The 23,659-nt window shown below is 38.6% G+C and carries 23 protein-coding genes; 16 read left to right on the top strand and 7 right to left on the bottom strand.

Annotated features, from left to right (window positions below):
- Window positions 1–384: 384 nt before the first annotated feature.
- Window positions 385–1,221 carry a posphoenolpyruvate synthetase regulatory kinase/phosphorylase PpsR gene (gene ppsR / locus F984_RS06705; protein WP_000004354.1) on the bottom strand — a complete coding sequence of 279 codons (837 nt, stop codon included), beginning with the start codon at window positions 1,219–1,221 and terminating at the stop codon, window positions 385–387.
- Window positions 1,222–1,368: 147 nt separating this feature from the next.
- Between ppsR and ppsA the strand changes: the two genes are divergently transcribed.
- The 12 genes from ppsA to alr all read left to right on the top strand — a co-directional run bounded on the left by ppsA (window position 1,369) and on the right by alr (window position 13,792).
- Window positions 1,369–3,756 (top strand): phosphoenolpyruvate synthase, encoded by a 2,388-nt coding sequence (ppsA, locus tag F984_RS06700; protein WP_170318176.1) that lies wholly within the window; start codon window positions 1,369–1,371, stop codon window positions 3,754–3,756.
- A gap of 64 nt (window positions 3,757–3,820) precedes the next feature.
- Window positions 3,821–4,576, top strand: a complete 756-nt coding sequence (locus F984_RS06695; protein WP_002049111.1) for an RDD family protein — start codon at window positions 3,821–3,823, stop codon at window positions 4,574–4,576.
- Window positions 4,577–4,891: 315 nt separating this feature from the next.
- On the top strand, window positions 4,892–5,944 hold the full coding sequence (gene cyoA / locus F984_RS06690) for a ubiquinol oxidase subunit II (protein ID WP_002049341.1): 1,053 nt from the start codon (window positions 4,892–4,894) through the stop codon (window positions 5,942–5,944).
- 3 nt (window positions 5,945–5,947) lie between these two features.
- On the top strand, window positions 5,948–7,939 hold the full coding sequence (gene cyoB / locus F984_RS06685) for a cytochrome o ubiquinol oxidase subunit I (protein ID WP_002049358.1): 1,992 nt from the start codon (window positions 5,948–5,950) through the stop codon (window positions 7,937–7,939).
- A 4-nt stretch (window positions 7,940–7,943) separates the two neighbouring features.
- Window positions 7,944–8,564 (top strand): cytochrome o ubiquinol oxidase subunit III, encoded by a 621-nt coding sequence (cyoC, locus tag F984_RS06680; protein WP_002049203.1) that lies wholly within the window; start codon window positions 7,944–7,946, stop codon window positions 8,562–8,564.
- Complete coding sequence (locus F984_RS06675; RefSeq protein ID WP_000094534.1) at window positions 8,564–8,893, top strand: cytochrome o ubiquinol oxidase subunit IV; 330 nt, start codon at window positions 8,564–8,566, stop codon at window positions 8,891–8,893. The genes cyoC and F984_RS06675 overlap by 1 nt, the downstream gene beginning before the upstream one ends.
- 10 nt (window positions 8,894–8,903) lie before the next feature.
- On the top strand, window positions 8,904–9,782 hold the full coding sequence (gene cyoE, locus F984_RS06670; protein WP_002049287.1) for a heme o synthase: 879 nt from the start codon (window positions 8,904–8,906) through the stop codon (window positions 9,780–9,782).
- A 181-nt stretch (window positions 9,783–9,963) separates the two neighbouring features.
- Window positions 9,964–10,347 (top strand): 30S ribosomal protein S6, encoded by a 384-nt coding sequence (rpsF, locus tag F984_RS06665; protein WP_002049107.1) that lies wholly within the window; start codon window positions 9,964–9,966, stop codon window positions 10,345–10,347.
- A gap of 11 nt (window positions 10,348–10,358) precedes the next feature.
- Window positions 10,359–10,586 carry a 30S ribosomal protein S18 gene (rpsR, locus tag F984_RS06660; protein WP_000090661.1) on the top strand — a complete coding sequence of 76 codons (228 nt, stop codon included), beginning with the start codon at window positions 10,359–10,361 and terminating at the stop codon, window positions 10,584–10,586.
- Between the two features lie 8 nt (window positions 10,587–10,594).
- Window positions 10,595–11,041: a 50S ribosomal protein L9 gene (rplI, locus tag F984_RS06655; RefSeq protein WP_000382591.1), complete on the top strand. Its 447-nt coding sequence runs from the start codon at window positions 10,595–10,597 to the stop codon at window positions 11,039–11,041.
- A 202-nt stretch (window positions 11,042–11,243) separates the two neighbouring features.
- Window positions 11,244–12,689, top strand: a complete 1,446-nt coding sequence (gene dnaB, locus F984_RS06650) for a replicative DNA helicase (protein ID WP_002049228.1) — start codon at window positions 11,244–11,246, stop codon at window positions 12,687–12,689.
- A 32-nt stretch (window positions 12,690–12,721) separates the two neighbouring features.
- Complete coding sequence (gene alr, locus F984_RS06645) at window positions 12,722–13,792, top strand: alanine racemase (protein WP_025469288.1); 1,071 nt, start codon at window positions 12,722–12,724, stop codon at window positions 13,790–13,792.
- Window positions 13,793–13,848: 56 nt separating this feature from the next.
- On the opposite strand, the gene F984_RS06640 is transcribed toward alr, so the two are convergent.
- The 4 genes from F984_RS06640 to F984_RS06625 are packed head-to-tail and all read right to left on the bottom strand — an operon-like array spanning window position 13,849 to window position 17,551.
- Window positions 13,849–14,583, bottom strand: coding sequence for a proteasome-type protease (locus F984_RS06640; protein ID WP_002049189.1), 735 nt, complete (start codon window positions 14,581–14,583; stop codon window positions 13,849–13,851).
- Between the two features lie 16 nt (window positions 14,584–14,599).
- Window positions 14,600–15,379, bottom strand: a complete 780-nt coding sequence (locus tag F984_RS06635; RefSeq protein WP_004708040.1) for a transglutaminase family protein — start codon at window positions 15,377–15,379, stop codon at window positions 14,600–14,602.
- Window positions 15,380–15,381: 2 nt separating this feature from the next.
- Window positions 15,382–15,978: an alpha-E domain-containing protein gene (locus tag F984_RS06630; protein ID WP_004708038.1), complete on the bottom strand. Its 597-nt coding sequence runs from the start codon at window positions 15,976–15,978 to the stop codon at window positions 15,382–15,384.
- Between the two features lie 22 nt (window positions 15,979–16,000).
- The gene (locus tag F984_RS06625) at window positions 16,001–17,551 is read right to left on the bottom strand and encodes a circularly permuted type 2 ATP-grasp protein (protein ID WP_004708036.1); all 1,551 of its coding nucleotides are present in this window, start codon (window positions 17,549–17,551) and stop codon (window positions 16,001–16,003) included.
- 225 nt (window positions 17,552–17,776) lie between these two features.
- Between F984_RS06625 and F984_RS22930 the strand changes: the two genes are divergently transcribed.
- Window positions 17,777–18,784, top strand: coding sequence for a helix-turn-helix transcriptional regulator (locus F984_RS22930; protein WP_002049181.1), 1,008 nt, complete (start codon window positions 17,777–17,779; stop codon window positions 18,782–18,784).
- 33 nt (window positions 18,785–18,817) lie between these two features.
- Here the strand turns inward: F984_RS22930 and F984_RS22870 are convergent, their stop codons facing one another.
- A complete protein-coding gene (locus tag F984_RS22870; protein ID WP_002049353.1) occupies window positions 18,818–18,967 on the bottom strand; it encodes a hypothetical protein in 150 nt (49 codons plus the stop codon).
- Window positions 18,968–19,164: 197 nt separating this feature from the next.
- Window positions 19,165–21,045, bottom strand: a complete 1,881-nt coding sequence (gene mnmG / locus F984_RS06615; protein ID WP_004708035.1) for a tRNA uridine-5-carboxymethylaminomethyl(34) synthesis enzyme MnmG — start codon at window positions 21,043–21,045, stop codon at window positions 19,165–19,167.
- Window positions 21,046–21,277: 232 nt separating this feature from the next.
- On the opposite strand from mnmG, the gene F984_RS06610 reads away from it, so the two are divergent.
- The 3 genes from F984_RS06610 (at window position 21,278) to F984_RS06600 (ending at window position 23,497) form a co-directional block, all read left to right on the top strand.
- Window positions 21,278–21,580 (top strand): hypothetical protein, encoded by a 303-nt coding sequence (locus F984_RS06610; protein WP_004708034.1) that lies wholly within the window; start codon window positions 21,278–21,280, stop codon window positions 21,578–21,580.
- 155 nt (window positions 21,581–21,735) lie between these two features.
- Entirely contained in the window at window positions 21,736–22,641 is a 906-nt protein-coding gene (gene prmA / locus F984_RS06605; RefSeq protein WP_004708033.1) for a 50S ribosomal protein L11 methyltransferase, read from the top strand.
- A gap of 13 nt (window positions 22,642–22,654) precedes the next feature.
- The gene (locus F984_RS06600; protein ID WP_002049309.1) at window positions 22,655–23,497 is read left to right on the top strand and encodes a zinc-ribbon and DUF3426 domain-containing protein; all 843 of its coding nucleotides are present in this window, start codon (window positions 22,655–22,657) and stop codon (window positions 23,495–23,497) included.
- Window positions 23,498–23,659: the final 162 nt, after the last annotated feature.

The raw sequence follows: 23,659 nt of genomic DNA, 5'->3' as shown, positions 1-23,659 counted from the left end.
GATAATCGGATAGTCCCATATCGAGATGGGAAATTATAGTTAAAAATGTGAAATGCATCACAATAACCAAATAACAAGCGATAGAGTTAACAAACGAAAAATGTGTAGAAAAAAAGTATTTGTTTATTTAAAAAATAATTAAAAACAACTATTTATTAAAATATAGATTATTATTTTATATACATTTCTTTTCAAAAAGCTTATTTTATCTCACAAACTCCCTATAAAAAATTTACACGCTGATAACTAATCAGAAACTATTTATTAACTTAGCGTTTTATATTTAAAACTTTTATTTTCAATATGTATTAAAAATAAAAACCATTCAATTCCAATATATTAATATTATTCAAATTGAATGGTTTAAATAAATATTTGATTTAATTAACCGATACGTCGCTTTAAACCAGTCATTTGTAAAATACGAGTAGAAATTTCTTCAATCGACATTTCAGTTACATTTAAATATTTAATACCTTCTGAAATATAAATACCTTCAATCGCTCTTAATTCCATTTGGCACTGGCTAAAACTTGCGTATCGACTATTCGCTTTACGCTCACTTCGAATCGCCACTAAACGTTCTGCATCAATCATTAAACCAAAGAGCTTACTACGGTGTTCTCTTAATACTGCTGGTAAACGGTTATCATCTAAATCTTCTTCGGTTAAAGGATAGTTAGCAACACGAATACCGAACTGTAAAGATAGATAAATAGAAGTCGGAGTTTTTCCGGAACGAGACACACCAATTAAAATTAAATCAGCTTTGTCATAGTGTCGGGTGCGTGCCCCATCATCGTTATCAAGTGCAAAGTGAACAGCATCAATACGGGCTTTATAATATTCAGAGTCAGTTACCGCATGTGTTTGCCCAACCAGTGTCGTTGGTGGTGTACCGAGTTCCTGCTCTAGCTTACTAATTAATCCTTCAAACACATCCAGATTAACTGCTTTAGCCGTATTAATAATTTCTCGTACATGCGGATCAACTAAAGTATCAAATACCAATGGTAAACATCCATCTCTGGTTTGACATTTATTAATCTCAACCACAACTGCCATTGCTGCCTCTTCAGTTGTAATATAAGGCATGATGTGAATATCAAAATCTACATTGGGAAATTGGGCTAATAACGAATGTCCAAGGGTCTCGGCAGTAATCGCAGTTCCATCAGAAATAAAAAAAACACTCCGCTTAAATTGTTTACTTTCTGACATTAAAATTCTCCTTAAACATTTGTCTTAGTGCTATATAATCTTTATAGTAAACTGATCTTACATGACTGTCGCTTAGTAAAATTCTCAACTAAGCACTTTATTTTTTTAATTTCATGCCAAGATAGACATTAATACTGCAAAAGTGGAGTGAAAACTTTGGAAGCGCGCGTAATCGGTCTAGAAAAATTAGGGAAACACGATGTCGAACTCGTAGGTGGGAAAAACTCATCTTTGGGTGAAATGATCAGCCATTTATCAAATGCTGGTGTATCGGTACCTGGTGGTTTTGCAACAACTGCACAGGCCTATCGTGAGTTCTTAGACCAAAGCGGTCTTAACGCTCGAATTCAAGCAGAACTTGCACAGCTTAACGTTGATGACGTAAATGCACTTGCAGAAACAGGCGCTAAAATTCGTCAATGGATTGTAGAGACTCCACTCACTGCAACCTTAGAACAAGAAATTCGCGCCGCTTTTACAGAACTTTCTAACGGCAACCCTGATATCGCGGTTGCCGTTCGTTCATCTGCAACTGCTGAAGATTTACCAGATGCATCTTTCGCGGGACAACAAGAAACTTTCTTGAATATTCGCGGTATTGATAACGTACTTATCGCCATCAAAGAAGTATTTGCTTCTTTATATAATGACCGTGCTATTTCTTATCGTGTACACCAAGGCTTCGATCATGATGTTGTCGCATTATCTGCGGGTGTTCAACGTATGGTCCGTTCTGAAACTGGCGCTGCGGGTGTAATGTTTACCCTAGATACCGAGTCTGGTTTCCGTGATGTCGTATTCATTACTGCATCTTACGGTTTAGGTGAAATGGTTGTGCAAGGTGCGGTTAACCCTGATGAATTCTACCTTTCTAAACCATTATTAAATGCTGGAAAACATGCGGTATTACGCCGTAATCTTGGCTCTAAGCACCAGAAAATGATTTATGGTGAAGAAGGCTCAGCAGGTAAGTCTGTTGTTGTTGTCGACGTTGAAAAACAAGAACGTCAACAGTTCGCATTAAATGATCATGAATTACAAGAGTTAGCTAAACAAGCGCTTATTATTGAGCAACATTATGGCGCTCCGATGGATATTGAATGGGCAAAAGATGGTGACGATGGTCAAATCTATATTGTTCAAGCTCGTCCTGAAACCGTAAAAAGCCGCCAAAATGTTGGCACAATGGAACGTTACCTACTCAAGCAAAAAGGTACTGTACTTTGTGAAGGCCGTTCAATTGGGCAGCGTATCGGTTCTGGTAAAGTCCGTATTGTTAACTCAATTAAAGAAATGGACAAAGTACAAGACGGTGACGTACTTGTATCAGACATGACTGACCCAGATTGGGAACCAGTAATGAAACGTGCTGCGGCTATCATTACTAACCGTGGTGGTCGTACGTGTCATGCTGCAATTATTGCTCGTGAACTTGGTGTACCAGCAATTGTAGGTTGTGGTAACGCAACTGAAGTATTAACTGATGGTCAAGAAGTTACTGTTTCTTGTGCTGAAGGTGACACTGGTTTCATCTATGAAGGTGCATTAGATTTTGAAGTTCAGCGTAACTCTATTGAATCTATGCCTAAACTTTCATTCAAAATCATGATGAACGTAGGTAACCCTGACCGTGCCTTTGACTTTGCTCAAATTCCAAATGAAGGTATTGGTCTTGCTCGTTTAGAGTTCATTATTAACCGAATGATTGGGGTCCATCCTAAAGCCCTCCTTAACATTGAAAGCTTACCTCGTGAAACTCGTGCTGCTGTAATGACACGTACAGCTGGCTATGCATCACCTGTAGAATTCTATGTTGAAAAACTAGTTGAAGGTATTGCAACACTTGCAGCTGCTTTTGCTGATAAACCAGTCATTGTTCGTATGTCTGACTTTAAGTCAAACGAATATGCAAACCTTATTGGCGGTAAGTTATACGAGCCAGAAGAAGAAAACCCAATGCTTGGTTTCCGTGGTGCAAGCCGTTATGTTTCGGACAACTTCCGTGATTGTTTCGAACTTGAATGCCGCGCGCTTAAAAAAGTTCGTGATGAAATGGGTTTAACCAATATCCAAATCATGATTCCATTTGTGCGTACAGTATCTGAAGCAAAACGCGTGATTGAGTTGCTGGCTCAAAATGGCTTGAAGCGCGGCGAGAATGGCTTAAAAGTCATCATGATGTGTGAATTACCAACTAACGCATTATTAGCTGAACAATTCCTTGAACACTTCGATGGTTTCTCTATCGGCTCTAACGATTTAACTCAATTAACACTTGGTCTTGATCGTGACTCTGGTATTGTTTCTCACTTATTCGATGAGCGCGATGCTGCTGTAAAAGCTCTTCTTTCTATGGCAATTCATGCTTGTCGTAAAGCTGGTAAATATGTGGGTATTTGCGGTCAAGGACCATCTGACCACCCTGACCTTGCAAAATGGCTAATGGAACAAGGTATTGAATCAGTGTCTTTAAACCCTGACTCAGTTTTAGATACATGGTTCTTCCTTGCTGAAGAAAAAATCAAGCAAATCTAATTTGTTATAGAAAAAGACCCATCCGTGGGTCTTTTTTCATCTTTAGAATAGAGAATTTTTACTTATGCAAATTTACTTGGCACGTAATAATCAACAAGCTGGGCCTTATACCTTAGAGCAACTAAATCAGATGTTGGCAAGCCAACAAGTTTTACTTACTGATTTAGCTTGGCATGAAGGCATGACAGAATGGAAAGCTTTAGGAGAATTAACCCAAGGTAAACTTGTATATCAACCTACGGGTTATTCTGCTTTTTCGGCAAATACAAATACGCCTTATAACGAGACTATCCAGCAAATTCGAGTCGAGACTAAGACACATGAGCTTGCTTCAATTTCATCTCGTGCGCTTGCAAAAATTATTGACTTATTACTTTGGTTACCTATTGCAGCCATTCCGTCTTTTTTCTTTAACGAAGCTCAATATAAACAACTTTTTGAGTTACAAAAACAGATGCAGTCTGCTGAAGTTGCATCAACCAAAGCAGCTGAACTTCAGCAGCAGCTTTTTACACTAATTCCAGTGGAAGCGTGGCATACAATGTTACTTTATGTAGTAATAATGCTCGCTATTCAAGCATTTTTGTTGACCAAGTTTGGGCAAAGTATTGGTAAAAAAATTGTCGGAATTAAAATTGTCGATGCTGAAACTAATGGTAAAGTTAATCTAACACGTATCTTCTTACTCAGAAGTATCGTTTTCATTATATTAAACTTACTATTTATGCCAATTAGTACAATTATTGACTATGCTTTTGCATTAGGACAAAAGCGACAGGCTTTACATGACAAAATTGCAAGAACAAAAGTGATCAAATGACAGTGAATGACTGATTCATTTAATGTCTAAAAAAAAGGAGGCGCCCCGCCTCCTTTTTTCTATAGAGAGTTGATATTTAAATAAAAGCTCCATCATAATTCGATACCCTACAAAAAAAATCGGGTTTTAAAACAATTATTTCAAGCTGCTTTACATGTAGCTTAGTTTGTCGATATGAGGCATAATGCCCTACAACGTAGCGGTGTCGCATCATTGAGAAGTCTAAATTTTAAGACTAGCGTTCTCAATCATGCGACACTTTAATCGCTATCCCATATTTAATTAGGGAATGGGACTCTTCACCGAGGTTGTAAAATGAGACAAACGATTTTAGCTGTATTGTCTTTATCAACGCTTGCCGCACTTTTGACTGGGTGTGGTGGTGATATGGTACTTCTAAACTCTAAAGGTCCAGTTGGTCAAGGTCAAAGTGACCTTATGATGACTGCGATCTATTTAATGTTACTCGTGGTGATTCCTTCAATCATCATGGCATTATGGTTTGGTTGGAAATATCGTGCGTCAAATAAAGATGCAGACTATAAACCTACATGGGCACACTCAACTGCAATTGAAGTTGTAGTATGGGGTATCCCTGTCATTATTATTGGTATTTTAGCTTGGTTAACTTGGTGGGGTTCCCACAAGTATGACCCATACCGTCCTTTAGAATCAGATAAAGCACCTTTAACTATTCAGGTTATTGCTGAACAGTTCAAGTGGATTTTTATTTATCCTGAACAAAACATTGCGACTGTTAACGAAGTACGTTTCCCAGAAAAAACTCCGTTAAGTTTCAAAATCACGTCTAACTTCACAATGAACTCATTCTTCATTCCGCAGTTAGGTGGCCAGATTTACGCAATGGCAGGTATGCAAACTCACCTTCATTTGTTAGCAAATGAAACTGGTGTATATCGTGGTTTCTCTTCTAACTACTCAGGCTATGGTTTCTCTCAAATGCGTTTCAAAGCGCATAGCGTTACAGAGCAACAATTCAACGAATGGGTAGCAGCAGTTAAAGCTGGTAATGGTTCAACTATTAATCCAGAAGCAGTGCAAAAAGCTACGCTTGACCAAGCTGAATTGGCAACCTTACGTGATGGCGATCGTTCTAAGCACCAAATCGAGCATTTAGTCAATCGTGCTAAAGCTGCTGGTGATCAAGAAGCGCTTGCTAAAGCAGAAGCGATGAAACCGTTCCCGACTAAGCCACACCCTGTGACTTATTACTCTTCAGTTGAACCAAAACTGTTTGAAACAGTTATCAACCATTATATGAGTAACTATCATGGTGCTGACCACTCTGCTGGGCATGCAACAGCAGAAACTCATGCTGCAGCTGAACACGCTGCTCAAGGGGAATAAGACATGGATATGATTTTTGGTAAATTGGGTTGGGACTCTATCCCGACAGAGCCAATCGTACTTGTCACCATGGTCTTTATGGCACTTGGTGCAATTGCTGTGCTTGGCGGTATCACCTATTTCAAAAAATGGGGATATTTGTGGAAAGAATGGTTTACAACTGTAGACCATAAAAAAATTGGTATCATGTATATCATCGTATCTGTCGTCATGCTTTTGCGTGGTTTCGCCGATGCGATCATGATGCGTTTACAACTTTTCCTCGCTAAAGGCGGTGGTGAAGGTTATTTACATCCTGACCATTACGACCAGATCTTCACCGCACACGGTGTAATCATGATCTTCTTCGTAGCAATGGGTCTCGTTGTAGGTATGATGAACATCTCTGTTCCTTTACAGATTGGTGCTCGTGACGTTGCTTTCCCATTATTGAACTCTTTAAGCTTCTGGTTATTCGCTGGTGCTGCTGGTTTAATGATGCTTTCACTTGTATTAGGTGAATTTGCTGCGACTGGTTGGATGGCTTACCCTCCTCTGTCTGGTATTCAATATTCTCCTGGTGTAGGTGTTGACTACTATATCTGGGCACTTCAGGTTTCTGGCCTAGGTACGCTTTTATCCGGTGTTAACTTCTTCGTTACCATCATCAAGATGCGTGCACCTGGCATGAAATTAATGGACATGCCTATTTTCACGTGGACTTCACTTTGTACGGCAGTATTAATCATTGCATCATTCCCTGTATTAACAGGTACGCTTGCAATGCTTACATTAGACCGTTACTTTGGCTTCCATTTCTTCACAAATGAGCTTGGCGGTAGCCCAATGCTTTATGTGAACTTGATCTGGACATGGGGTCACCCTGAAGTATATATCTTGGTATTACCAGCATTTGGTTTATACTCAGAAATCGTTGCAACCTTCTCTCGTAAAGCGTTGTTCGGTTACAAGTCTATGGTGTATGCAACAATTGCAATTACTGTATTAGCATTCGTTGTATGGCTTCACCACTTCTTTACCATGGGTGCTGGTGCGAACGTTAACGCGTTCTTCGGTATCATGACCATGGTTATTGCGATTCCTACTGGTGTGAAAATCTTCTCTTGGTTATTCACCATGTATAAAGGTCGCATCACCTTTACTACTCCAATGTTATGGACGCTCGGCTTCCTTGTAACATTCGGTATCGGTGGTTTAACTGGTGTACTTATGGCTGTTCCGCCCGCGGACTTCTTGGTACACAACTCATTATTCTTGATCGCTCACTTCCATAACGTAATTATTGGTGGTGTGGTGTTTGGTATGTTTGCCGGCATCATTTACTACTGGCCAAAAATGTTTGGTTGGAAGCTCAATGAAGCTTGGGGTAAAGCTGCATTCTGGTTCTGGTTCTTTGGTTTCTATTTTGCATTCATGCCACTTTATATCCTTGGTTTCATGGGTATGACTCGTCGTTTGAATACATATGACAACCCTGAATGGGATCCATACCTTGCGATTGCATTATTTGGTGCTGTTCTTGTTGCGATTGGTATTGCATGCTTCTTAATGCAAATCATCGTTGGTTTCTTACAACGTCACCAAAACATGGACCACACAGGCGATCCATGGGATGCTCGTACACTTGAATGGGCTACTTCTTCCCCTGCTCCATTCTACAACTTTGCGCATGAACCAGATGGTAGCGGTATTGACCGTTTCTGGACTGACAAAGAAAACGGTGTAGCATACGCACGTAATACTAAATATGAAGACATCCACATGCCGACTGATCGTGCTGCTGGTTTTGTCATTGCAATGTTCATTACACTTCTTGGCTTTGCACTTATCTGGCATATTTGGTGGCTCGTTGTTGTTTCATTCGTTTCAGCTGTTATTAGCTTGATCGTAAGCTCATTCACTAAGAATGTTGATTACTATGTTCCAGCTGCTGAAGTTGAGCGTATTGAAAACGAACGCTATGCTTTACTTGAAAAACACTTGAAGAAGGACTAAGGAAATGGCTGAAGTACTTCATCACGACAACCATGGCCACGATGGTCATCATGAACATGATGATACAGATTTAACGGTCTTTGGTTTCTGGACATACTTGATGAGTGACTTGATTCTTTTCGGATCACTCTTCATTGCGTTCGCTGTATTAAGCAGTCATGTTCCAGCAGGGACTCCAAGTGCATATGACCTGTTCCATAATTCATTAGGCTACGTGTTAACTGAAACATTTGCCTTATTGATTTCATCGGTAACTTTCGGTTTTGCTGTACTTGCCTCTTATAAAAAGAATGTAAATCAAGTTATTACTTGGTTATTTATTACATTCCTTTTTGGTGCAACCTTCATCGGTATGGAGCTCTATGAATTCCATCACCTTGTAGAGGAAGGTCATGGTCCAACTCATAGTGCATTCTTGTCATCGTTCTTTACTTTGGTTGGTACGCACGGTATCCACGTAACTTCTGGTTTAGTGTGGATGTTGGTATTGATGTATCAAATCAAAACTAAAGGTTTGACTTTACCGAATACACGTCGTCTTGCTTGCTTAAGCTTGTTCTGGCACTTCCTTGACATCGTTTGGATCTGTGTATTCAGCGTCGTTTACTTACTGGGAGTTCTCTAATGAGTAGTCATGAGCATAATGCTGCTGGTGCGTCACACGGTAACTTTAAGCAATACACTGTAGGTTTTATTCTATCTGTTATCCTTACCATCATCCCATTCGGGATGGTGATGGCAGGTGGTTTCAGCCGTGGTCTTTTAGTTACAGTGATTGCAATTACTGCCGTTGCTCAGGTTCTTGTACAACTTGTGTACTTCTTACACATGAATACATCATCTGAACAACGTTGGAATATGATTGCATTTATCTACACGATCCTATGTATCGCTGTACTGTTAATCGGTTCTGTGTGGATTATGAATTATCTTCACTACAATATGATGATCTAAACTGATTGTCATGTTGAAAAAGTATTTATTCCTGACTAAACCAGGAATTCTCTTCGGTAATTTCGTTACCACTTTGGGCGGCTTCTTCTTAGCCGCCCAAGGCTCTATAGACATCTTATTATTATTGCTCACTCTCATTGGAACAACGTTAGTCGTTGCCTCAGGTTGTGTCGTCAATAATGTTATTGATCAAGATATTGATACAAAGATGCAGCGCACTCAAAACCGCGCACTTGTTAAAAAAACTATCTCTCCTACTGTTGCGCTTATATATGCGTTTGTACTTGGGGTAATTGGTTTTAGCATTTTGTGGTTTGGAGTAAATGGTTACGCATTTTTGTTTGCAGTAATTGGTTTTGTTGTCTATGTCGGTTTTTATAGCTTGTGGACCAAACGTACCTCAATCCATCAAACCGTTATTGGTAGTATCTCCGGAGCGAGTCCTCCTGTTATTGGTTATACAGCGGTAACTCATCAATTTGATGTGGCAGCCTTGCTTTTGTTTTTAGCGTACGGTTTATGGCAAATGCCCCACTCTTGGGCAATTGCAATTTATCGTTTTGATGATTACAAAAATGCAGGAATTCCAATTTTGCCTGTAGCACGTTCTATTTATCGTACGAAAATTGAATGTGTAATATATATCCTGTTATTTGCAGCTGTTTTGAATGGGTTATATTGTTTTGGTTATACCAATGTATTCTTTTTAATTACCTTTAATGCTTTAACTGCATACTGGTTCTATTTATCGATTATTGGATTCAAAGCCGAAAACGATCAACTTTGGGCTAAACGTTTTTTCCTCTACTCGGTCATATTAATTACCCTGTTAAGTTTGAGCTTTAGCTTTACCTATCAATCCCCTGCTCCAAATCTTCCTCTCTTTTAATTAAGGGAGGATTTCCTCCTCAAAAACAACTTTTCATATTTCTTATCAAAAGATTTGTTTTTAGTCTAATTTTTACCTATAATTCAGCCTTCGCATTTTTTGCGACGTAGCTATTTATATTTTAGCTATGACTCCTTGCTTCTAATTTTTTAGGGGCTGTTTAAACCGTAAGGAGCTGACAATGCGTCATTACGAAATCGTACTTTTGGTACATCCAGACCAAAGCGATCAAGTTGTAGGTATGGTTGAACGCTATATCTCTCAGATCAAAGAAGCTGATGGTCAAATTCACCGTTTAGAAGATTGGGGCCGTCGTCAATTGGCTTACCCAATTAACAAAATTCACAAAGCGCACTACATTCTTATGAATGTTGAATGTGGTCAAACTACGCTTGATGAGTTAGAAGAATTATTCCGTTATAACGACGCGATCATTCGTAACCTTATCATCCGTCGTGAACACGCAATCACTGAAGAGTCATTGCTTGCTAAGAGTGCTGAAGAAAAGCGTGCGCGTAAAGCTCAACGCGAAGAAGCACAGCAAGTTGCTCAAGAAGCTGAATAAGGAGAACATCAATGGCACGTTTTTACCGTCGTCGCAAGTTCTGCCGCTTTACAGCTGAGAATGTTGCGTACATCGACTACAAAGATATCGACACTTTAAAACAGTACATCACTGAAAACGGCAAGATTGTTCCTAGCCGTATCACTGGTACTAAAGCTCGTTATCAACGTCAATTAGCACTTGCTATCAAACAAGCTCGCTATTTGTCTTTGATTCCGTACACTGACAACCATAAGTGAGGTGATCTGTGGACGTTATCTTATTACAACGCATTAAGAACCTTGGTAAATTAGGCGATAAAGTATCAGTTAAAGCTGGTTACGGCCGTAACTTCCTTATCCCTCAAGGTAAAGCAGTTGCAGCTACTGAAGCTAACACTGCTGCTTTTGAAGCTCGTCGTGCTGAACTTGAGAAGCAAGAAGCTGAAGTATTAGCTGCTGCTCAAGCACGTGCTGAACAATTGAATGAAGTTAACATCGTTATCACTGCTAAAGCTGGTGACGAAGGTAAACTCTTCGGTTCTATCGGTACTCGTGACATCGCTGACGCGTTAACGAATGCTGGTCTTACAGTTGACCGTGCAGAAGTTCGTTTACCAAACGGTGCGCTTCGTCATACTGGTGAATTCAACATCGCAATCCAATTGCATCATGATGTTGTTGCAGAAGTTCTCGTTACTATCGTATCTGAGTAATTTCTCATCAAAAAAAGAGCATGCTCACGCATGCTCTTTTTTTATCTCTTAAATTTATGAAATAAAATTAGATATATTAATTCCTGATCAGTTCTTCAGTTTAATTGGTTTTTTAATTAGGTAGTTTATTTATTTTTGTTTTAAGATAGTTCTCGGCTTAAAACCCTTTTTTTGTGCACACATTTTATCATCAGGTCTAATTATGTCTCAGGCGAATGCCACTTCTTTAACGCTTTCATCTCCAACAGAAAATAAGACGAGTGAATCAGGCCAACTTAAAGAGTTTCGCACTCCCCCACACAATTTAGCCATTGAACAAGCAGTGCTTGCTGCATTGATGACCGTTGCTGAATCTTTTGAACAAATCAGTGACCTACTCAAAGAAAATGATTTTTATGCCACTCGTCATAAATATATTTACCGCGCAATTGAAAAATTAGCGCAGGAAAATTCACCTTATGATGCGGTCTTAGTGAATGACTGGCTTTTAAAACAAAACTTACTTGATGCTATTGGTGGTGAAGAATACTTAATGCAGCTTATGGCTGATTCACCTTCAAGTTTCTATAACCTTGAAACCTATGCAACCAAAATTAAAGAATTCTCTACACTACGCAGTATGATCAAGGTAAGTACTGAAATTTTACAAAATGCTTATGACACAAAAGGGCGTGGTGTTAGTGAAATTTTAGATTTAGCCGAAACCAGTATTTTCTCTTTAGCTGAACAGCACAATAACAATAAAAAAGATTCTGGCCCTAAAGCAATTAGCTCTGTAACAGCCGATGTAATTAGTAAACTTGATGAACTTTCAAAACTCGATGGCAATATTACTGGTTTAACTACTGGCTTCTTAGAACTCGATAATAAAACTTCCGGTATGCAACCTGGAGACTTAATTATTGTCGCGGCACGTCCGTCTATGGGTAAAACTACCTTTGCCATGAACTTGGTTGAAAGTGTTTTGCAATACAATAAACTCCCTGCTCTCGTATTCTCTATGGAGATGCCAGCTGACTCAATTGCAATGCGTCTAATCTCTGCAATGGGTAAAGTTCACCAAGGACATTTACGTTCAGGTAATTTAGATGCAGATGAGTGGACTAAAGTTACTGGTACTATTTTGCAGCTTCAACAAATGCATTTATACATTGATGATTCGTCAGCTTTACCACCAACCGAGGTTCGTGCCCGAGCTAGACGTATTGCAAAAATGCATGATGGTAAAATCGGCTGTATCATGGTCGATTATTTACAATTGATGAAAGTTCCGGGTATGGGTGATAACCGTGTTGGCGAAATCTCGGAAATTTCGCGAAGCTTAAAAGCCTTGGCAAAAGAAATGCACTGTCCTGTGATTGCACTTTCCCAGCTTAACCGAAGTCTGGAAAACCGTCCAAATAAACGCCCAGTAATGTCCGACTTACGTGAATCGGGTGCGATTGAACAGGATGCCGACTTAATCATGTTCATTTACCGTGATGAAGTCTATAACAAAGAATCTAAAGAAGCAGGCACCGCAGAAATTATCATTGGTAAACAGCGTAACGGCCCTATTGGTACTGTTCGCCTTGCCTTTGAAGGTCAATATACTCGTTTTAGTAATCTCTCTCCTGAGTATTACAGCCAATATGATGATGAAGAATAAACTCTATCTCTAGCCCAAAGGAGTAAATGAGGGTGCGTCAAGCAACAGTTTATATTGATCGCCAAGCGCTTCAATATAATTTAAACCGTGTCAAACAACTCGCAGCAAATTCAAAAATCGTAAGTATGGTAAAAGCCAATGCTTACGGACATGGAGTCAAAGACTGTTTAGCAGCCTTAAATGCCTCAGATGCCTTTGGTGTCGCCTGCCTACAAGAAGGATTAGAAATCCGTGAACTTGGTTTTGAACAACCAGTTACTTTAATTGAAGGCGTATTTTCTGAAGATGAAATGCCCGTCGCAATTGAGCAAAAATTTGAATGTGTTATTCATCATCAACAACAGTTTGAATGGTTAATTAAACACAAACAAGCATACATTGCCCAAGGCTTAAAAGTATGGGTTAAATTAAATAGCGGTATGAACCGTTTAGGTTTTAAGAACCCAGAAGTTATTGAAATCATTAAAACTTTAAAATCTGAAGGATTTACCTGTGTACTTGCTATGCATTTTGCCAATGCAGATGTAGACCATCCTTTAAATGAACAACAAAAACAGCAATTTTTGCAAGTAAAACAAGCTTGTGAACCAGTTTTAGCATCTTGCTGTAATTCAGCGGCTATTTTTAAATGGCCAGAACTGAATTTTGACTATGTACGACCGGGTATTATGCTCTACGGTGCTTCACCTTTTGCAGATAAAACAGTACATGAGCTTGATTTAAAACCAGTCATGACTTTCACAGCAGAAGTTATCGCGTTAAACCATATTCAAGCTGGTGAACATGTGGGTTATGGTTCAACTTTTTGTGCCCAACAGGCTATGGATATTGCCATAGTTTCTATTGGCTATGGTGATGGTTATCCAAGAGCTTATGTTAAGCAAAACTTTGTCGCTATTGATGGCAAACTTTGTCCAGTTGTAGGACGTGTAAGTATGGATATGATAGCGATTGATGTCACAAATACTCAGGTAAAACTTGGTACCCAAGTGGAACTTTGGGGTAATCATCGTTTAGTTGATGACGTTGCTGAAGCTAACGGCACAATTGGTTATGAATTACTTTGCCGCTTAAGCACTCGTCCAGTCCGCCAAAGTACTTAATAATTTAGTAAATAAAAAATCCAAGCTTGCTTGGATTTTTTTATTTGAAATACCTTTTAACGCCAATAATCATCTGTAGGTTTAGGCATTTCCTGTAAACCACGACGTAAAGTATCCGACCACTGACGACTAATTTGTGAAAAATATGGATCATCTTCACTAATTCGTTTACCCATAGGAATCACAAAACTATCTCTGCTATAGACCAAGGCATCTAATGGTAAACCTACCGACACATTAGAACGCAGTGTTGAGTCAAACGAGATTAAACTACAGCGTAGAGCATCATCTAACGGCATTGCATAATATAAAGCACGATCTAAAATAGGTTTACCATATTTACTTTCACCAATTTGAAAGTAAGGCGTGTCGGTTGTAGCACAAATAAAATTACCTTGCGGATAAACATTATAAAGCTGCATATCACCGCCTTTAATTTGTCCACCCACCAAAATACTACAAGCATAATTCATTTGTTCTTGAGTATCTGAGCTAATATCTTCTAAAACATTTTTTAAAGTTTTACCGACTAAATCAGCCACTTCAAACATTGTATTAATACTATATAAATTAGGCTCTTGCTGCAAAGTAAGCGCATTTTGCAAATGCCCGATAACCGCTTGTGTCGTTGCTAAATTACCTGCTGTTTGCAAGGCAATAAAACGCTCTCCCGTTACACCGAAAGTATGAAGCTTACGAAATACAGAAATATGATCGACCCCTGCATTAGTTCGAGTGTCACTTATAAACACCAAACCCTGTTCTAATCTCAGCGCACAACAATAGGTCATTTCGTTCTCTTTACATTCAACAAGCCAACACTTGAACCACAGACATCATATTTTCAATACCACCCTGTTCTCGCACACCTCTAATTGGGGCAACATCAAGATAGTCCCGTCCAACTGCGAGATAAATATGATGCTTTGGCGTAAACAATTGATTGCTTACATCAAAACAATACCACTGATTATCTAAAAATACCTCCGCCCAAGCGTGACTGGCAAGGTGCGGATAATTTTGATCAAATAAATAACCAGAGACATAACGTGCTGGTAATTGTAACGCACGACACATGGCGATTAAAACATGTGCATGATCTTGACATACTCCTTGAGCTGCATGAAAGGCTTGCGTGGCAGTCGTATGAACAGATGTACTATCTGGTTGATATGGCATCTTTTGCAGAATATTTTCACTGAGCAAAGCAATGTGTTGTCGATCTTTGACGGTTACAATTTTCTGGGCAAAATCCAACATTTCAGAATCATATTGAGTGGCCGCTGTACTTTGAAGAAATATTTTTAATGGTATAGGTACATCTACTCCACCTATCTCTGTATTTAAAAGCTCAACAATACCCTGCGCCATAAAAGTAAGATGTTGGTATTCATAACGCTGCGTAGCGGTTAACCAAATATTATTAAAAATATCTCTTTTGAGGGTCTTATCACCTGGCACACTGATTGCCCAATTCACAACATGTTGATGCAGCGATGTTTGAGGCATCATCTTAATATACTGAATACTGTTTTTAGCAGTTTCAGTATATTTATAATGCGTTTGATGATTAATCATCAATTTCATAATCATGCCTCGAACATATATTCCAGCTGCTGAGTAAAATTATAATAAGCATCCCAAGACGGATGATCTTTTAATAATTGCCAAGATTGATTTAGCTTCTCCCACCCTAAGTCATTCAGCTGTTGAAGCAATTTTTCTAGCTCCTGTAAAAGTCCCGTAAGGTCTTGCTGAAAACGTAGTTGTATATCTAATTGCTCTACTTTCTTTCCTAAATTCAGAAATAAGGCTATATCTTCATTTTCAGAATCAAGTATTTGATTACATAGAGCTAAAGCTTTATTTAATGAATCAGGATGAGCTTGAAGTGACTTAATCGCATGATTCAGTTCGGCATAAGCGCTAGAAGATAGTATCCCTCTTAACTCTTGAATATTATCTTTAGCAATCATGAACTGGTTCAGTAATGAATATGTTTGTTTCGTATCCAACATATAGCAGTTCAGTAATTCTGCTTGCTCAATGACCAGTCCAAATGCCGCTGCAAATTGAGTTGCTTTTTCATCATCGGTAAATGGTAAATGTGATACAGCAAATTTAATCCGCATTAAATAACGGCCCAACCAATAAATGTGGTGTGCACTCGAATTGAGTAAAACCATAAATTTCCTCTTTAACCGACTATTAGGAATGTAGCGTTTCAACGACCCATGTATCTTTAATGCCTCCTCCTTGTGAGGAATTTACGACTAAAGATCCTGCTTGCATGGCCACTCGTGTTAAGCCTCCCGGTACAATTTCAGTGCGATATGGGGAACTCAATACAAAAGGACGTAAGTCGATGTGGCGCTCAGCCACTCCTGATGTCGTTAAAGTCGGTGCAACAGATAAAGCTAATGTTGGCTGTGCAATATATTCGTGTGGTGTAGCAATCAATTTTTTTCTAAATTCATCAATTTCACATGAACTCGCCTTAGGACCAATTAACATGCCATAACCACCAGATCCTTGAGCTTCCTTAATCACTAATTGATCTAGATGAGACAATACATAGTCTAAATGTTCCTTTTCGCGGCACTGATAAGTAGGGACATTCTTCAGAATTGGTGTTTCACTTAAATAATATTGAATCATCTGATCAACATACGGATAAATCGATTTATCATCGGCTACCCCAGTACCCGGTGCATTTGCAATCACTACATTTTTTTGTAAATAAGCGGACATAAGACCTGCTACCCCTAGGGCACTATCAGGCCTAAAGGCAAGTGGATCTAAAAAATCATCATCTAACCGACGATAAATCACATCAACCTTTTGACGTCCACGAATCGTTTTTACAAAAACTTGATCATTTTCTACAAATAAATCTCGGTTAGTAACCAGTGGCACATCCATTTCACGCGCCAAAAAGGCATGTTCGTAATAAGCACTATTAAAACGCCCTGGTGTTAAAACTACGATAAAAGGACAATCAACCTCTGAGTTTTCTTGAAGTATTTCTTTTAATAAGCTTGGGTAATGTTCAATGCCTTGCAAATTATTTGCAGCACAAAGTTCAGGCATGAGTTGCTGACTAATATTTCTACATTCAATCATATAAGAGACGCCAGAAGGTGTTCTTAAATTATCTTCTAGTACAAAAAATTCACCTTCGCCATCTCGTATAATATCTATACCGCTAATTTGAGAATAAATTTTACCTTTAAGCTTGTGCTTGAGCATGTGTGGCTGAAAAGCCTCATGACAAATAATATGATTTTCTGGAATTAACTGTTCCTTTAAAATATGTTGTCCATGATAAATATCATCTAAAAAATAGTTTAAAGCTTTAACTCGCTGTGCACATCCAGCTGCTATTTTCTCCCACTGTTTTTTTTCAATTACTCTCGGGATTAAATCAAAAGGAATGGTTCGCTCTGCACCCTCTTTATCGCCGTAAACATTAAATGTAATACCGTGATAGAGAAAATGTTGTTTGGCCTCCGCATTTAACTGCTTAAGCTCATCTAAAGTTCGAATGCTCAACCATTGCTCAATTTTTTTAGAAGCAGCACCGTTAGATGTGACATCGTCTAGCATTTCGTTAAAAAACTGCGATTTTAACTGTTCAAATAAGTTCGTTTGTACCGAAAGATTGTCCATAAACGAAGTCTGGTTAAGTAATGCGGTGGTCGCCTGCTCTTGTAAAAAATAATCAATATCGGCTTGTAGGTCTTTCTCTTGTTCTGACATAGCAACCTCGTCTTATCATTTATCTATATTTCATTTTTAAATAAGCAATTTCAGTGCCACTTATATATCTATAATGCTTATTGGCTTTCGTTGTTATAACTTTCTTTTAAATTTTAGCATTGATTGTAAAAGGTGCCATAAACCGAATCTGACAAACTTGCTAAATGTGTAAAGTTTTTTTATTGTGTTGACACCAAAGCAATTGGATATAGATGTATTACGCTTATGTCTGTAATAGAAAAAGAAACTTCAAATAGTTTATATCGCCAGTGGCAGATTCTATCTCGCCTTCCTACCGGTAAATGGATCGGGACTCGAGAATTGCAAGAAATGCTTGAGCGTGAAGGTATCGAAATCAGTTTAAGGACAATTCAGCGTGATTTAAATCAAATTGCTCAGCGTTTTCCAATTGAAAGTAATAAAGCTGTGCCTCAAGGCTGGCGGTGGCAATCAGATGCACCAATTCAAAGCTTACCGCATATGACAAGCTCTCAAGCAGTAACCTTTATGATGGTTGAAGAACATCTCAAACATTTGCTCCCACCAAGTCTACTTGATGAGATGGGTCCTTGGTTTGACTTAGCAAAACGTAGTCTGTCTACACAAAATAATGTAAGACAATGGATTAATCGTGTCCGTATTGTGCCAGCAAGCCAACCACTGATTCCACCTGTAGTCGACCGTGCTGCTCAACAAGCAATTTACGAAGGCTTACTGCAAGACAAACAAATTGAGTGTGTTTATCAAGCCCGTGTAAATCAAGGCGAAGATAAAACTTATATTTTAAATCCGCTTGCATTGGTCCAAAAAGGTGCTGTTATTTATTTAATTTGCACCCGCCATGATAAAACCGAAGTACAAACCTTTGCCCTACACCGCTTCAAATCCGCTAAGGTTTTAGAAAGTCGTGCGCTCCACCCCGTTAATTTTGATATTGATCATTATATTGACTCGGGTGCTTTAGGTTTCAGGGTAGACTACAACCAACCTACTGAATTGATACAGCTCACCTTAACCATGACTGAACAAACTGCCAAAACTTTTTATGAAAGTCAGTTAAGTAAAGATCAGACAATTACTCCAATTGAAGAAAACATTGTCGAAGTTACGGCAACTGTTCCTTTTACATCTCAACTCGTCTGGTGGTTACGAAGTTTCGGTAAAAAGTTGCTCCATATTGAACCAGTTCAAGTACACAATGCAGTACGAGAAATTGAACCTGATAACAAATGACTAGATATAAAAAAGAGAACCGTCAGGTTCTCTTTAGATTTTGAATAATAATTTTCTTAATTTTATATTAGTATTTATAGTTTTATTTATTTTCAGATCATTCTGTTCTCCTCCACCAAAATGATCTGCTTCTTCTTTTGCGCTATGTTGAACATGAGCATTGGCATGCCAAATCATATCCATTATAGCGAATTGATTTCATTGTCATGTTTAAAGCCCTCTTGTTTGAACGTGAATTCAATATAACGTTCGTTTTAAAACATGTGAAATAAGAAAAAAAGGAAGTGAAATCTATTTTCTTCCTTAGGAAGTTTCCATATATTTTTTGATAAGAAAATAAAAAGCCCAGTCTTAACTGGGCTTTTTTAATTACTAAATGATTAAGCTGTTTTTTTGACCATGTTATTTTTACGAATCGTGATCATTACAAGTTGAACAGCTGCTGGGGTAACACCAGGAATACGACTTGCTTGAGCCAATGTTTCCGGACGCACAGTTTTTAACTTCTGAGTAATTTCACGAGATAAACCTGAAACAACATCATAATCAAAATCGGCAGGAATCTTGGTTTCTTCAAGACGCTTTAACTGAGCTACATCTTCATGCTGACGGTTAATATAACCTTCATATTTAACTGCGATCTCGATTTGCTCACCCACTTGTTCTGAAACTTCTGAACCCGTAAGTTCTGCGATTTGAGCAAAACTAATATTAGGACGTTTGAGTAAATCAATCGCACTACATTCTTTACTCAAGTCAGCACCGGTCATTTCGACAAACTTTTTACCCATTGGGTTATTAGGCGCTGCCCATAAATGCTGTAATCGAGATGTTTCACGTTCAACTGCTTCCATTTTTTCACAATAAGCAGCCCAACGAACATCATCAACTAAACCAAGCTCACGACCAATAGTTGTTAAACGTTGATCGGCATTATCTTCACGTAACATCAAACGATATTCCGCACGTGAAGTGAACATGCGGTATGGTTCTTTCGTTCCCAAGGTGATCAAATCGTCAACCAATACGCCCATATAAGCTTGGTCACGTTTCGGTGTCCATTCTTCTTGCTCCCACGCACGGCGAGCAGCATTTAGACCTGCAAGTAAACCTTGGGCACCAGCTTCTTCATAACCGGTAGTACCATTAATTTGACCAGCAAAATACAAGCCGTTAATAGCTTTGGTTTCAAGGGTAAATTTCAATGCTTGCGGATTAAAATAGTCATATTCAATTGCGTAGCCCGGACGCAAAATGTGGGCATTTTCCATACCACGAATTGAGCGTACAAGTTCAAACTGAACATCAAATGGTAATGAAGTCGAAATACCATTTGGATAAAGCTCATGTGTATCAAGACCTTCTGGCTCTAAAAACACCTGATGTGAGTCTTTATCAGAAAAACGATGAATTTTGTCTTCAATTGATGGGCAGTAACGTGGACCTACACCCTCAATAACCCCGGTATACATTGGTGAACGATCTAAACCACCACGGATAATGTCATGGGTTTTTTCATTGGTATGTGTGATATAGCAGTTCACTTGTTCAGGATGCATTGAAGTATCCCCCATAAATGACATCACCGGAGATGGGAAGTCACCTGGTTGTGGTGTCATAACAGAGAAGTCAACTGAACGGGCATCAATACGCGGTGGAGTACCTGTTTTTAAACGACCTACTGGTAGTTTTAATTCACGCAGACGCTGAGCAAGAGCAATAGAAGGAGGATCTCCTGCACGACCACCGCTTGATTTTTCTAAACCAACGTGAATAACACCACCCAAGAATGTACCTGTAGTCAATACAACAGTTTTTGCGTCGAAGCGAATACCCATTTGGGTCACAACACCCTTAACGGTATCGCCTTCCACAATCAGGTCATCGGCCGCTTGTTGGAAAATATCAAGATTTGCTTGGTTTTCTAATGTCTCGCGAATAGCAGCTTTATAACGAACACGGTCTGCCTGAGCACGTGTTGCACGTACTGCGGCACCTTTACGCGAGTTTAAAATACGAAATTGAATACCGCCTTTATCGGCAGCTAATGCCATTGCACCACCAAGGGCATCAATTTCACGTACTAAGTGTGATTTACCAATACCACCAATTGCTGGGTTACAGCTCATCTGACCCAAAGTCTCAATGTTATGGGTCAAAAGCAAAGTCTGTCGTCCCATACGCGCTGCAGCAAGTGCCGCTTCCGTACCTGCGTGACCGCCACCGATAACGATAACATCATAAACTTTAGGATAGTGCATGAGTACAAAAACACCAGAAAAAAAAGACGGAACATTATAGCAAAATTATCTGCTTATTGATGTACATAATTACAAAATTGTCATCACATGATTTACGCTACACCACATGTTTTGACATTTTGTTTCAGGAATTCAATACAAAGTGAATGTTTTTAAAAATTTTTCATTCTAGAATAAAAAACGTACAGCACTTCTACGACTTTAAAATTAACGCAACGAGAAGGAACACAAAATGAAAACGACCATGTTAAAAATCTTAACTGCATCTCTCCTTTGTTTTTCAGGCGTAACGTTGACCCACGCTGCGACTAATCATAATGCCAAATCGACTCACACTACTAAATCGAGTCATACTGCTAAAACAAGCAAGCATGCTGCAGAGTCAAGTACATCAGTAACGCAAAAAGAACTGAGAGCTTGTGCTAAAAAACGTCAGGGTGATTGGGTTTCTTACAGCCATAATGGTGCAACCTTCAATGGTACTTGCCAACCAAACGAAAATGGCAAACTACAATTTAAGGCCCCTGCTCCCTAATATAGTTTGAACCTAAGGTATAGAAAAAAGTTTTAATTTTTCTATAACACAGCGAAATTTTCAAAAAGCGGTCCATTAAAGATGGGCCGTTTTCTTTTTTAAACCATTCTAGTCGGCTACAATACACCTTTAAATAAAATTTTTAGGTCCTTTTCGTGAAGTGGTTACAAATACACATTACCGTTGATCAAGAACAAGTTGAATTCACAGAAACACTTTTAATGTCTCTAGGTGCGGTAAGCGTAACGCTGGATGATGCTGAAGATCAGGCTTTGCTTGAACCATTACCAGGCGAAACACCTTTATGGAATAAAGTTATTGTTACAGGTATTTATCAACAAGACGAACAAGACCCAATTGATGTTGACACTTTAGAAGCTTTCTTAAAAGCTCAACTTCCAGATGTACCTATGCATCATGAAGAACTTGAAGACCAAGTTTGGGAACGTGCATGGATGGATTATTATGAACCGATTCAAATTGGGGAAAAATTCTGGATCGTACCTGAGTGGTTAGAACCACCAGAAGCAGATGCGACTAATATTAAACTTGATCCAGGCCTTGCTTTTGGTACAGGTAACCATGCAAGTACATTCTTATGTTTACAATGGTTAGGTAAAACCGATGTAAAAGATAAAATCGTTATCGATTATGGTTGTGGTTCAGGCATTTTAGGCGTTGCAGCTTTATTATTAGGTGCTAAAAAAGTCTATGCGACAGATATTGACCCTCAAGCTGTTCTTGCGACAAAACAAAATGCAGAACTCAATGGGGTTTTAGACCGCCTATATGTGGGTCTTCCTGAAGAGTTCGATCAAGAATTCAAACCTCAACAGGCAGACGTTTTAGTTGCAAATATTTTAGCAGGACCGCTCATGGCACTTGCGCCAGAGTTTGCAAAATTACTTAAATCTGATGGTGATTTCGCACTTGCTGGTGTAATTGAAGAGCAAGTAGCTGATGTTTCAGGTGTTTATTCTGAATTTTTTGATATATTAGATGTCGAAAAGCGCGAAGAAAACTGGTGCCGCATTTCAGGAAAACGTAAAACAATAAATTGAGATTATTTAACTCATGAATGAAAAACAAACCCGCTGCCCTAAGTGTTTAACAGTTTATAAAGTTTCTCTTACCCAGTTAACTGTTGCTCAGGGTATGGTTTGTTGCCCTAAATGTAATTTAAATTTTAATGCTCTTACCAACTTGGTTAACATTGAGCTCCCAGAAGCAACAAACTCATCTGTTTTAGCTGACGGCTCGATTCAAACACGATATATGACTCATTCTCATGTATTAGATATCTTTGATCAGAAAGTTGAAAACTCTAATATTGATCTTTTGACATATTTAAATAATTTAAATTACTTCCACAACGAGCCCATCAATGCTCTTCCCAACCTCAACTTAGCTGAACAAGCAACTTCACCCGAACAGGATAATGGTAAAAAGCATAGCTGGTTGTACTATACACTTTGGAGTTCTGCGAATCTGATTCTGATTTTAGTTTTTACTTTTCAGATTCTCTGGTTCAACCCAAAACTTATGCAGCAAAGCCCTGCTATTAGCCATGCATTTAATTATGTCTGTCAAATACTGCACTGCAGTAAGTCAGCTGAACAATATCAACTTCTTTATATAGAAAAGGTAAAGCTACGTAGAATAGATATAGAACATACTCGATTTTCTGGCGTTCTAGTCAATCAAAATAATAAAAGTATTGAGTTACCAAACCTAAAATTAAGTTTTGGTCAAGAAGGCAATCAAGAAGAGATCATTTTTACTCCTCAACAATACTTGGTTGAAAATTTACGAGGCATTCAACGTATCCCAACTAATACACCGTTTAAATTTCAATTTGATTTAAATAAAAGCAAAAAAAGCCTAGTAAATTATCGATTAGAAATTGTCCACCCCTAATTTGTAAAAAAAGTGAAAAAAAAATAAAAAAAAATGCAGTTAATTTGCTCACTTTTTCCTAGACAATGGTATGATACGCGCCACGAAAGCTTTGACTCATATACTCCTCGCTCTCAATTCAAAAAATATACTGTTAAGCATGTGTGCTTTTCTAAATTAAGC

This window comes from Acinetobacter nosocomialis NIPH 2119, assembly GCF_000368085.1.
Lineage (GTDB): Bacteria > Pseudomonadota > Gammaproteobacteria > Pseudomonadales > Moraxellaceae > Acinetobacter > Acinetobacter nosocomialis.
The sequence above is the reverse complement of the archived record's forward strand: the minus strand, read 5'-3'. Positions and strand labels throughout refer to the sequence as shown.